This window comes from Streptomyces sp. NPDC059373 (assembly GCF_042751495.1).
Classification (GTDB): Bacteria; Actinomycetota; Actinomycetes; order Streptomycetales; family Streptomycetaceae; genus Actinacidiphila.
In genome coordinates this window covers 110,974-122,449 of sequence record NZ_JBHYXC010000024.1, presented here as the reverse complement: position 1 = coordinate 122,449, position 11,476 = coordinate 110,974, and the positions used below count along the sequence as shown (strand labels likewise).

General features: G+C 68.7%; 11 protein-coding genes and 1 pseudogene. 3 read left to right on the top strand and 9 right to left on the bottom strand.

What is annotated here, in order from left to right; translation table 11 throughout:
- Positions 1-135: 135 nt before the first annotated feature.
- From ACFXJ5_RS27685 to ACFXJ5_RS27650, 8 genes and pseudogenes are all read right to left on the bottom strand, one after another.
- Positions 136-858, bottom strand: coding sequence for an ABC transporter ATP-binding protein (locus ACFXJ5_RS27685; protein WP_384636557.1), 723 nt, complete (start codon positions 856-858; stop codon positions 136-138).
- A 2-nt stretch (positions 859-860) separates the two neighbouring features.
- Positions 861-1,595: an ABC transporter ATP-binding protein gene (locus tag ACFXJ5_RS27680; RefSeq protein ID WP_127358232.1), complete on the bottom strand. Its 735-nt coding sequence runs from the start codon at positions 1,593-1,595 to the stop codon at positions 861-863.
- On the bottom strand, positions 1,592-2,623 hold the full coding sequence (locus ACFXJ5_RS27675; RefSeq protein ID WP_384636553.1) for a branched-chain amino acid ABC transporter permease: 1,032 nt from the start codon (positions 2,621-2,623) through the stop codon (positions 1,592-1,594). The genes ACFXJ5_RS27680 and ACFXJ5_RS27675 overlap by 4 nt, the downstream gene beginning before the upstream one ends.
- Positions 2,620-3,498: a branched-chain amino acid ABC transporter permease gene (locus tag ACFXJ5_RS27670; RefSeq protein WP_384636550.1), complete on the bottom strand. Its 879-nt coding sequence runs from the start codon at positions 3,496-3,498 to the stop codon at positions 2,620-2,622. Before ACFXJ5_RS27670 ends, ACFXJ5_RS27675 begins: the two co-directional genes overlap by 4 nt.
- Positions 3,499-3,503: 5 nt before the next feature.
- Entirely contained in the window at positions 3,504-4,748 is a 1,245-nt protein-coding gene (locus ACFXJ5_RS27665; protein WP_384636547.1) for an amino acid ABC transporter substrate-binding protein, read from the bottom strand.
- A 285-nt stretch (positions 4,749-5,033) separates the two neighbouring features.
- Entirely contained in the window at positions 5,034-5,255 is a 222-nt protein-coding gene (locus tag ACFXJ5_RS27660; RefSeq protein WP_384636544.1) for an NAD(P)-binding domain-containing protein, read from the bottom strand.
- 216 nt (positions 5,256-5,471) lie between these two features.
- Positions 5,472-5,651 (bottom strand): annotated as a pseudogene (locus tag ACFXJ5_RS27655) (hypothetical protein); the annotation flags it as partial.
- A gap of 287 nt (positions 5,652-5,938) precedes the next feature.
- Positions 5,939-6,475: a GNAT family N-acetyltransferase gene (locus ACFXJ5_RS27650; protein WP_384636541.1), complete on the bottom strand. Its 537-nt coding sequence runs from the start codon at positions 6,473-6,475 to the stop codon at positions 5,939-5,941.
- Between the two features lie 130 nt (positions 6,476-6,605).
- Between ACFXJ5_RS27650 and ACFXJ5_RS27645 the strand changes: the two genes are divergently transcribed.
- Positions 6,606-7,364 (top strand): ArsR/SmtB family transcription factor, encoded by a 759-nt coding sequence (locus tag ACFXJ5_RS27645; RefSeq protein WP_384636538.1) that lies wholly within the window; start codon positions 6,606-6,608, stop codon positions 7,362-7,364.
- Here the strand turns inward: ACFXJ5_RS27645 and ACFXJ5_RS27640 are convergent, their stop codons facing one another.
- Positions 7,365-8,405 (bottom strand): Rv2578c family radical SAM protein, encoded by a 1,041-nt coding sequence (locus tag ACFXJ5_RS27640; RefSeq protein WP_384636535.1) that lies wholly within the window; start codon positions 8,403-8,405, stop codon positions 7,365-7,367. It abuts the gene before it with no gap.
- A 114-nt stretch (positions 8,406-8,519) separates the two neighbouring features.
- Between ACFXJ5_RS27640 and ACFXJ5_RS27635 the strand changes: the two genes are divergently transcribed.
- Both ACFXJ5_RS27635 and ACFXJ5_RS27630 read left to right on the top strand, forming a co-directional pair.
- Positions 8,520-8,972, top strand: a complete 453-nt coding sequence (locus ACFXJ5_RS27635) for an SRPBCC family protein (RefSeq protein ID WP_384636532.1) — start codon at positions 8,520-8,522, stop codon at positions 8,970-8,972.
- A 131-nt stretch (positions 8,973-9,103) separates the two neighbouring features.
- Positions 9,104-11,452: an MFS transporter gene (locus ACFXJ5_RS27630; RefSeq protein WP_384636572.1), complete on the top strand. Its 2,349-nt coding sequence runs from the start codon at positions 9,104-9,106 to the stop codon at positions 11,450-11,452.
- Positions 11,453-11,476 lie beyond the last annotated feature (24 nt).

Here is an 11,476-nt window from a genome sequence, read left to right as displayed (position 1 = left end):
GGGCCCGCCCGGAGGGCGGGCCCCGCGGCGTCTACCGCAGTTCGGTGAGTGGCGGTACAACCGCGGCGGCGCCTGAACGGCGTGCCTTGGCCCTGGTGGAGGGTGCCATGCCTCCTCCGATCGAGGGTGCTTGAGTCAGCGCGCCGCCGCCCCGAGGTACAGGCGGCCCACCTCGGGGTTGTCGAGCAGGTCGGCGCCGGTGGCGACGAGCCGGACGACTCCGGACTCGAGAACCGCGCCGTAGTCGGCCGCGGCCAGGCCCGAGCGGGCGTTCTGCTCGACCAGCAGCACGGTGCGGCCCGTGGCGGCGAGTTGCCTGATGCTGGCGAAGACCTGCTGGCGGGACTTCGGGTCCAGGCCGATGGACGGCTCGTCGAGCAGGATCAGCGAGGGGTCGAGGACCAGGGTGCGGGCCAGCTCGACCTGCTTCTGCTCACCGCCGGACAGCGATCCGGCGTGTTCGCGGGCCCGCTTGGCGCAGATCGGGAAGGCCTCGACGGCCCGGTCCACCCGCTCCCTGAGCAGCTTCTGATCCCGGATGGTGTAGCCGCCGGTGAGCAGGTTGTCCCAGACGCTCATCGCGGGGAACAGACTGCGGTCCTGGGGGACATGGACGATGCCGAGCCGCAGCCGAGCCTTCGACGAGAGGCCTTTGAGTTCCTGCTCGTGGAAACGGATGGATCCCTGTCGCGGCCGCAGCAGCCCGCTGATGGTCTTCAGGACGGTCGACTTCCCGGCTCCGTTGGGACCGATGAGGCAGGTTACGGTGCCGGCTCCGATCTGCAGGTCCACACCCTTGAGGATGTCGCCCGCGCCGTAGCCGGCCACGATGGAGTCCAGAGTGAGAATCGGTGCCATGGTCAGCTCCCAAGATAGGCGTCGAGGACGAGCGCGTTGGCCTGCACCTCGGAGGGAACGCCACTGAAGATCCGCTTGCCCTGGTCAAGGACGATCACCGGATCGCACAGCCGCATCACGAACGACATGTCGTGCTCCACGATGAGGAAGGTGATTCCGGCCTCGTGCCGCTCCCGGATGTGCCGCTCCATCGTGTCGATCATGACCGGGTTGACGCCGGCGGTCGGCTCGTCGAGCAGCACCAGGGTCGGATCGCTCATGAGGACGGCGGCGAACTCCAGCAACTTGCGCTGGCCGTAGGACAGTTCGGAGGCGAGTAGGTCCGCCACGTGGGAGAGCCGGAATTCCTCCAGTAGCTGTCCCGCCCGGTCGCGGTCGGCGCGGCCGACCCGCCGCGTGGTGAGCAGCTGCCGCCAGCTGTACCCACCGGCCGCGACCAGATTCTCCAGCACGCTGAGCTGGGGAATCACCCGCGCCTGCTGGAACGTGCGGGACAGGCCGCGGCGGTACAGGGTGCCGGCGTCCACACCGGTGACATCCTGGCCGGCGAAGCGCACTCGCCCGCTGTCCGGACCCAGGTACCCGGTGACCATGTTGAACAGGGTCGTCTTGCCGGAGCCGTTCGGTCCGATCAGCGCGGTCACGGTGTGCGGTTCGACGGTGAACGAGCAGCCGTCCACGGCGCGGACGCCGCCGAACACCTTGGTCATATCGGTGACTTCGAGCAATGCCGTCATGCTTGACCACCTCCTGCGGTCGCAGCCGCATTCGCCGGCTGCGTGAGGGTGGGCGAACCGGAGTCGAGGGCTTGGCGCCGGCGCCGCCGCCGGATGTGGTCCTGCACGGTCGGCAGTATGCCGCGCGGCAGCAGCAGCATGATCAACAGGAAAACCAGGGCGTACGCGATGAGGTAGACCTGGCTGCCGCCGAGCTGGTAGGCGAGGTACTGCTGTGCGGATTCGAGGATGAAGGCACCGAGGACCGGGCCCCACAGGGTGGCGCGGCCACCGAGGAACGTCATGAGGACCATCGCGATGGTGATGAGGGGATCGACGGCGAACTGCGGATAGATGAAGCCCTCGTAGTACGCCCACACGGCGCCGACCATGGCGGTCAGGCCGACGCTGACCGCGAACGCGAGCAGCTTGACCCCGGTCACCCGGATGCCGATGCCGCGCGCCTTGTCCTCGTCCCCGCGTAGCGCCGCCAGGCTCAGCCCGACCTTGCTGCGCATGGCGGCGAAGGTGACCGCCATGGCGAGGGCGAGCAGGCCGACCAGCACGTAGTAGAACGGCCGGTCGTAGGTGGCAGCCGGGAAGGGAGCGGTCGGAATGGCCAGCCCCTGGGCGCCGCCGGTGATGCCGTGAAGGTTGAAGGCGAGGCCCTGGACGACGAAGAGCAACGTGATGGTGACGATGGCGAACACGTCGGTGCGGGTTCGCATGGCCACTGCGCCGACGGGAAGACCGATCACGACGGCAAGCAGGCCGATGGCGGGCAGCAGCAGGAACGGTTCGTAGCCGCTGCTCACCGGGTGGTGCGAGAACCAGAGCGCTTCCGTGTAGGCACCGATGCCGAAGAACGCGGCGTGGCCGAGGGACGGATAGCCGGCGAACCCGCCGACGAGGTTCCAGGCGCTGGACATCACCGCGAACATCAGCGTGAAGATCAGCAGGTTGATGGCCCAGTGGGCCAGGTTGAACGACGGCAGTGAGGCCAGGACCGCGAAGAAGGCGATGGGGCCTGCGCCACGGAGACGGGTCACAATGCACCCCTTACTGTCGTACCGAAGATGCCCTGCGGCCGCACCAGCAGGATCGCGATGAGGATCACGAAGAAGGTCATCTCCGACCAGGCGGGCGAGATGGTGGCGGCGACGACCGCGGAGGACGTCGACACGATCACCGCGCCGAGTACCGCCCCGCCGACGCTGCCCAGTCCGCCCAGGATGACGATGGACAGCAGCTTGGAGATGAGGTCGTAGTGGCTGCCGGGATTGAACGGGTAGAGCAGCCCGTACACCGATCCGGCCGCAGCCGCGGTTGCCGCGCCAAGCCCGAAGCCGAGGGCGGAGACGCGGTCGGCCTCGATCCCGAGCAGCTTCGCCGACTCCGGGTTTTGCACGGTGGCCCGCACAGCACGGCCGAACCGGGTGTGGTTCAGCAGCAGGTAGAGCAGGCCGAGCGCGGCGAGCGACAGCAGGAACGCCCAGAGCCGCACCAAGGTGATCTGGTAGCCGAACAGGGTCCAGCTGGAGTTGGCATAGCCGGTGTTGATGCTGCGGTAGGTGGTGTGCCAGGTGATGCTCATGACGCCCTCGATCAGCAGGGCGACGGCGAACGTGATGAGCAGGCTGAGCTCTGACCGGTCGTCCTTCTTCAGCGGCCGCAGGAACAGCCACTGGACGGCGACACCGAGGGCGAACATGATCACCGTAGTGACCGGGATGGCGAGGAACGGGTCCAGGCCGAAGGAGGTGAACAGCTGGTAGGAGAGGTAGGCACCGAGGATGACCATGGCACCCTGGGCCAGGTTCACGACCTTCATGATGCCGAAGATCAGAGTCTGTCCCGAGGCCATCAGCGCGAAGACGCCGGCGGTGAGGACGCCGAGGATGACGCCTTGGATAAGAGCGTGCACGTGTCTCACCCGCCCCAGTTCGGCTTGGGGTACACGGGAGCCGACTGGGCCGCGGCGGCGGGGTAGACCGGCAGGAGCTTGCCGCCCTGCCACTGCACCAACGAGAACGACGAGGTCGGGGCGCCGTCCGCGTTCCAGCCCAGGTCTCCGAGCAGCGTCGGCCACGAACCGGAGTGCAGCGACTTGATGATCGTGGCGTTGTCGATCTTTCCGGCCTTCTTCGCGACGTCCGCGAGCAGCTGGCCACAGGCGTACGCCTCGGCGGAGCTGTTGTCGACCTGCTCTGCGGTGCCGCCGTACTTCTTCACGTAGGCCGCGGCGAACTCGGCGCTGCCGGCGGCCGTCGAGCTGGGGTACCAGTCGCCGGACGACATGATGCCCGAGGTGTTGGCCGCCCCCACCTTGTCGGGGAACTCAAGGGGTGAGTTGGCGCCGTTCGACATGAAGACGAACTTGGGGCTGAACTTCAGCTGGACGAGGCTCTTGATCTGGGCGTACGCATCGTTGTTCTGCGTTCCGGAAACCAGCACATCCGGGTGGGCGGCGGCGATGCCGGACATCACGGGGGACAGGTCCGCGGTCTCCGCCGGATAGACCTGCTTGTAGACGGTCTTGATGCCGGCGGCCTCGAAGGCGGTACGGACACTCTCCGCGATCGGGCCGGCGAACGGGTCGTCGAGCTCGGCGTAGGCGGCGGTCCGGGGCCGCTTGTCGGCCGGTAGCGAGAGCACCCACTTGGCGAACACGTCACCGGAACGGACGGACGGTGCGGGCTGGACGAAGAAGAGGTTGTTCAGGTGCTGGGCGAATACCTGGGGACCACCTCCGGCCGGTTCGAGGAAGGCGTAGCCGTAGCGCTTGGCAACCTGTGAGGCGGGTACGGTCAACAGGCTGGAGAACGGCCCGAAGACCAGGTCCACATGGTCCCGGTTGATCAGATTCTGGTAGTTCGTAATGACCTGGGTGGGGCTGGACAGGTCGTCCACGATCTTGAACTCCACCTTGCGGCCGAGCAGCCCGCCCTTGGCGTTGACCGAGTCGGCCCACAGCTGGTAACCGCGCTGCACGGCCTTGCCGTTGTCGGCGAAGTCACCGGTGAGGGACACGGAGGCCCCGATCACCAGAGGACCGTTCCGCTGGCTTGAAGCGGCTGTGTCACTGCCGGACGCGCAGCCGCTCGCAGCGAGCGCCAGCGCGCATGCGGCGACGGCGCCCTGCCATGTTCTCTTCGAGTATCTGTTCCACTTCATGGTCGGCGTCTCCTGACTCTTCGTTGAGCCGATGGGATGTCCGTGCTGAAGGCAGGGTTCTGAGGGCCTGCCGGTGTTGCGGATGTGCGGTTTCTTCGGCCTGTGCCAGGAGGCGTTGGCCACGAACAGTTCCTGCGCCGGGAACGTGGTACGCCGTGCCCGAACTGCAGCCCGAGGGCGGTTGGATCTGGTGGACACCGTGGAGCTGTCCACCAGAAGACCGGGGCGTGTTACGGGTGAGTGAGTACTCCGACGGAGGCCAGTGGTGACGACTTCCAGATCCGCTCAGGCGGACACCATGACGAACACCACGTGCTGGTACGCGAGTTGATCGGGCCGGTCAACAATGGCCGCCCCGCGCTCTGCCAGCGGCTCCGCCTTGGCGCGCGTCCGGTTGTGCACGGCCACATCGTGGCCCGCGTCAAGTAACCGGCCCGCCAGTTGGAAGCTCATCCGGCCCGCACCGAGCCGGCCGATACGGGGCCTGTCCTTCGCGACGTACGTCATCGTTCTTGCCACGCCCTTCGTTCCGCCCCGGTCAGCTGATGGCCCCTCCAGCGCTCTATGCATTCGATTGCGGTCTTGCACGGACGTCGTCCCCTGTCATGGCGTAGATGTGCCGGGTTTCCGTACCGTCGATGCAGGTGACCGCCTGGTCATCGTGGCTTCGTGACTATGCAATCGGTTGCGCTGCCACGACGATCCGCTACCCAAAAACGAATGTCAATCGGTTGCCATGGATTTTCTGGGAGAGGACGGCACCCGGCAGCACGAGGTTCTCCAGGTGCGACCTGCGTGGGTGAGTCCAAGGTTGATCAGCCGGCGGAGGTTGAGGGCGGCGGCGCGGGCGTGAAGCCAGGCGTCGTTGGCGATGGTGCCGCGGTAACGGAGTCTGCGGTCGTCGTGGTGGACGAGTCAGGTGGCGGCGCGTTCGCGCGGAGCATGGCGAAGATGGGCGGCCGGGGGAGCCGAAGCGTTCCAGCAGGTGTGTCACGGCCGGGTGATCGAGCCGGGGGCCCAGGACACGTTCGAGGCTGGGGTGGAACTGGGTGGGCAGGCCGCGCAGCCGCACGGTCAAGATCCACTTTCACAACAGACTCCAGTGCCCCTCCCGGCAAGCTTTGCCCTGTCGCACTGCCCAGTACGCACGCTCGACGCTCCTTGACGGGCAAACATCGCCGGTCACGGCACTAGCGGCCGGCCGGGCCCCGCGCGTAGCGGACCTCCGGCAGCGGTGTGCCGTCGTAGCTCTCCTCCTGGACCACGCCGTCGGGGGCGAAGCCGGCCTTTTCGTAGAACCGCCGGGCTCGCGCGTTGTCCGCCAGGACCCACAGCCGGACTCGCGAGAAGCCGCGCGCCTCGGCCGAGGCCAGCACGGCGTCCGTAAGGGCCCGGCCGATGCCGCTGCCGACGAGATCCGGGCGTACGTATATCGCGTACAGCTCCCCCTCGCCCGACGCCGCGTCCTCCCCCCGGTACGGGCCGTGCGCCGCCCAGCCCACCACCGCGTCGTCCGCGTCGACGGCCACCAGGTTCTCCACCCGGCCCAACGAGTTCGCGAAGAACTCGCGCCTGCGCGCCGCGTCCGCCTCCACGCTCATCGCATCCAGATACCCCTGCGGCAATATCCCCGCGTACGCGGCCTGCCACCCCCGCACCCGCAGCGCCGACACCGCATCAATATCCGCCTCGGTCATCGACCGCACGCCCACGCTCACGCTCGCCATGAACGCACCCTATTCCGCAGCGTTTTCCGCCTTCCGCCGAGCCCGGGCCGCCCCCGTCCCCGGCAGCCGTACGGGCCTTCGCCGCCTCCTGGCGTTGACATGTGACCAAAAGGTCACCTATCGTCGAGGCATGCAGGAAGACGCGGTGTTCAAGGCTCTCGCCGACCCGACTCGGCGCAGTCTTCTGGACGCGCTCTTCCGTGCGGACGGGCAGACGCTCAGCGCTCTGGAGGCGCGCTTCGACATCACGCGCTTCGCTGTGATGAAGCACCTCAAACAGTTGGAGGAGGCCGGCCTGGTGGTCACCAGGCGGCAGGGCCGCGAGAAGCTCCACTTCCTCAACCCCGTCCCCATCCGGCTCGTCCACGACCGGTGGGTGAGCAAGTACGCGGAGCCCTGGGCCGCCGGCCTCAGTGGCCTCAAGCGCCAACTGGAGAGCCCCATGGAGAAGATCTTCGAGATTTACATCCGCACCACACCCGAGCGCCTCTGGGAGGCGATCACCGATCCCGAGATCAGGGCCAAGTACAACTTCGGCGCCGGGATCACCTCGGACTGGAAGCCAGGATCGCGGTACGAGATGGGCGCGCCGGGCGCCGAGGGGCCGCTCGGCGAGGGGGAGATCCTCGAGGTCGACCCGCCGCGCAGGCTGGTGCAGAGCATGGTCGCGCTGTGGAGCGACGAGGTGAAGAGCGAGGGCACGTCGCGGGTGACGTGGGAGATCGAGCCCGTCGGGGACTCCTGCCGGCTGACCGTCACCCACGACCACTTGCGCGAGGGTGCGAACGACGAGCTGTACGGCGGCTGGCCGATGATCCTCTCCGGCCTGAAGACCTGGTTGGAGACGGGCGAGCTGCTCACCACCCCGGGGTCGCTGCTCTACACGTGATCACAGCAGCGTCAGCTGCGTGGCCTCCGCTTCCGGCACCGGTTCCGGTTCCGGTTCGACGCGGCGCATCGTCCCCGGGCGGCGTGACGGGCCTATGCCGTATTCGGTGGCGAGGTCGTGCACCATGCGCGTGACGCGCCGCTGGTACCACGTGGGTGCGTACGACCCGTCCGCGTACAGCGCCTTGTAGCGCGGGATCAGGCGAGGGTGGTGGACGGAGAGCCACGCCATGTACCACTCGCGGGCGCCGGGGCGCAGGTGGAGGACGAGTGGGGTGACGGAGGTGGCGCCGGCCTCGGCGATGGCGCGGACGGTGGCGCGCAGCTGCTCGGGGGAGTCGCTGAGGTAGGGGAGGACGGGCGCCATCAGGACGGTGGAGGGGATGCCGTGCTCGTTGAGGGTCCGGCATACGTCGAGGCGCTTCTGCGGTGACGGGGTGCCCGGCTCGACGGTGCGCCACAGCTCGCGGTCGGTGAAGCCGACGGAGACGGCGGTGGAGACGTCGGTGACCTGGGCCGCCTGTTCGAGCAGCGCCAGGTCGCGGAGGATCAGCGAGCCCTTGGTGAGGATGGAGAAGGGGTTGGCCCGGTCCCGTAGCGCGGTGAGGATGCCGGGCATGAGGCGGTAGCGGCCCTCGGCGCGCTGGTAGCAGTCGACATTGGTGCCCATGGCGATGTGTTCGCCCTTCCAGCGGGGCGCGACGAGCTCGCGGCGCAGCAGGTCGGGGGCGTTGACCTTGACGATGATCTGGGAGTCGAAGTCCAGGCCGGAGTCGAGGTCGAGATAGCTGTGCGTCTTGCGCGCGAAACAGTACACACAAGCGTGGCTGCAGCCCCGGTAGGGGTTGATCGTCCATTCGAACGGCATGCGGGACGCCCCCGGCACGCGGTTGACGATCGAGCGGGCCCGCACCTCGTGGAAGGTGATCCCGCGGAATTCCGGGGTGTCGAACGTCCGCGTCACGACGTCGGTGCCGAAGAGCGCGGGTGTGGTGACGTTCGTGTTCTCGGCTCCGTCGCGGCTCAGGTTGTCCCAGCGCATGGTGCCTCCTTGTGTTGCCCTGGAAACGAGAATAGAACACCTGAGCGAATCACGTCGAGTGGGATGCTTGGGCCCGGAGCACCGAGCACCACGCAACTGACGGAGGACGGGCAGATGGGCCAGGTAGAGGCCACCACGCAGCGCGAGATCGAAGCGGGACCGGAGGAGGTGTTCGCGGCGCTCGCGGACTACTCGGGTACGCGGCAGAAGCTGCTCCCCGAGCAGTTCAGCGAGTACGAGGTCCGCGAGGGCGGCAAGGGCGAGGGCACCCTCGTGCACTGGAAGCTCCAGGCCACCGAGAAGCGGATCCGGGACATCCTCTTCGCCGTGACCGAGCCGACGGCCGGGCAGCTCGTCGAGACCGACCAGAACTCGTCCATGGTGACGACCTGGACCGTCACCCCGGCGGGTGAGGGCCGCTCCAAGGTCGTCACCACCACGACCTGGAACGGCGCCGGCGGCATCGGCGGCTTCTTCGAGCGCACCTTCGCGCCCAAGGGCCTGAACCGCATCTACGACGCCGTCCTGGCGCGGCTCGCCGGCGAGGTCGAGGGCGCGGCGAAGTAGGTCACCGATACGGGTAGTTCACCGATACGGGTGGATCTGCGCCCCTTTGGAGCATCGTCGCGCCTGTTGATCGTTGTCGCTCGCAGGGCAGGCGCGACGAGGGGAGCGGACACGTGGGCGGCAGCACGCTGATGGAGCGGTTGGACGACGCGGCGGATACCCCCGGGGACACCGCGCCCGCCCCGGACTCTCCTCCACCTTCCGGCCTCAGCCCGCGCCGGCTCCGGCTGGTCTTCCTCGGGCTGATGCTCACGCTGCTGCTCGCCGCGCTCGACCAGATGATCGTGGCGACCGCCCTCCCCAAGATCGTCGGCGAGCTGCACGGCCTCGACAAGATGTCCTGGGCCGTCACCGCCTACCTCCTCGCCTCCACCATCGGGCTCCCGGTCTACGGCAAGCTCGGCGATCTCTTCGGCCGCAAGAGCGTTTTCGAGTTCGCCATCGTCGTCTTCGTCATCGGCTCGGCCCTGGCCGGCTGGTCGCGTTCGATGGACGAGCTCATCGCCTTCCGCGCCGTCCAGGGCATCGGCGGCGGCGGCCTCATGATCGGCGTCCAGGCGATCATCGCCGACATCGTCCCGCCCCGCGAACGCGGCCGCTACATGGGTCTGATCGGCGCCTCCTTCGGCCTCGCCTCGGTCGCCGGACCGCTGATCGGCGGCTTCTTCACCGACCACGCCTCCTGGCGCTGGTGCTTCTACATCAACGTCCCCTTCGGGCTCCTGACCCTCGCTGTCATCGCGACCGTCCTCCGCCTCCCCAAGCCGGCCGTCCGGCCGCGCCTCGACGTCCTCGGCGCACTGCTGCTCGCCGCCGGGTCAACCTGCCTCGTCCTGCTGACCAGTTGGGGCGGCACCACGTACGCCTGGCGCTCGGAGGTCATCATCGGCCTCGGCGCGGGCGCGCTGGCCAGTGCGCTGCTTTTCGTACTGGTGGAACGGTTCGCCGTAGAGCCCGTCATCCCGCTGCGGCTCTTTCGGGACGGCATCTTCAACGTCACCGCCCTGGTGGGCGCGGTGATCGGCGTGGCGCTCTTCGGCGCCGCCAGCTATCTGCCGACCTTCCTGCAGATGGTCGACGGCGCCACGGCGACCGAGTCCGGGCTCCTGATGCTGCCCATGATGCTCGGCGTCGTCGTCGCCTCGGTCGGCTCCGGCCAGCTCATCAGCCGTACCGGCCGCTACAAGCTCTACCCGCTGCTGGGCGGGGCGACCTCGGCGGTCGGCATGTGGCTGCTGTCGCTGCTGAAGGTGGACACCTCCCGGGTCGAGTACAGCGCGTACATGGCGGTGTTGGGCCTCGGGATCGGGCTCGTCCTCCCCGTCCTGATCCTCGCCGTCCAGAACTCGGTACGCCCGGCCGACCTCGGCGCCGCCACCAGCGCCAACAACTACTTCCGCCAGATCGGCGGCTCCGTGGGCGCCGCCGTCTTCGGCACCCTCTTCGCCGGCCGGCTGAGCGACCGTCTCGCGGTCGAGCTGCCCCGCGGCTCCGACCTCCCGGACCCGGAATCCATCACCCCGCAGCTGGTCCACGCACTGCCGGCCGCGCTGCGCGACGCGTACGTACGGGCTTACGCCGACGCCATGCCGCGGATCTTCCTCTACCTGGTGCCGGTGCTCGCCGTCGGCTTCCTCCTCGCCTTCCTCCTCAAGGAGAAACCCCTGGTGACCCAGACCCAGCACCAAGTCCCCGGCGCCCGCAAGGCCGAGTCGTCCACGGCCGGTATCCCCGTCTGCGGCACCGTCCAGCACGCCGACGGCAGCACGGTCGGCCGCGCCGCCCTCACCCTCATCGACTCCACCGGCCGCCAGATCGGCCGCGGTGCCACCGCCGAGGACGGCCGCTATGCCCTCAGCACCCCCGGCAACGGCTCGTACGTCCTCATCGCCGCCGCCGGCGGTCACCAGCCGCAGGCCGTCTCCGTCACCGTCGGCGACCGCCCCGTCGAACTCGACGTCGTCCTCGGCGGTGCCGGCCGCCTCGCCGGGGCTGTCCACACCTCCGACGGCACGCCGGTCCGGGACGCCATCGTGACCCTCACCGACGTCCGCGGCGACGTCATCGCCACCACCCGTACGGGGCGCGACGGCGCGTACACCCTCACCGACCTCATCTCCGGCGAGTACACCCTCGCCACCACCGCCCCCGCCTACCGCCCCGCGGCCCTGCCGGTCTCGGTACAGCCCGCCCGCGAGACCCGGCAGGACATCGAACTCGCCGGCGGCGCCATCCTCCGCGGCACCGTCCGCGCCCCCGGCGGCCGGCCCGTCGAGGACGCCCGCGTCACGCTCCTCGACGCCGCCGGGAACGTCGTCGACTCGGTCACGACCTCCGCCGACGGCGTCTTCCGTTTCGTCGACCTCGCCGCCGGCGCGTACACGGTCATCGCCTCCGGGTACCCGCCCGTCGCGACGGTGCTTCAGGTCGTGGGCGGGGGGCGTACGGAGCGGGATCTCCAGCTGGGGCACGAGGACTGACGAACAAACGAGTCGTGCGGGCGC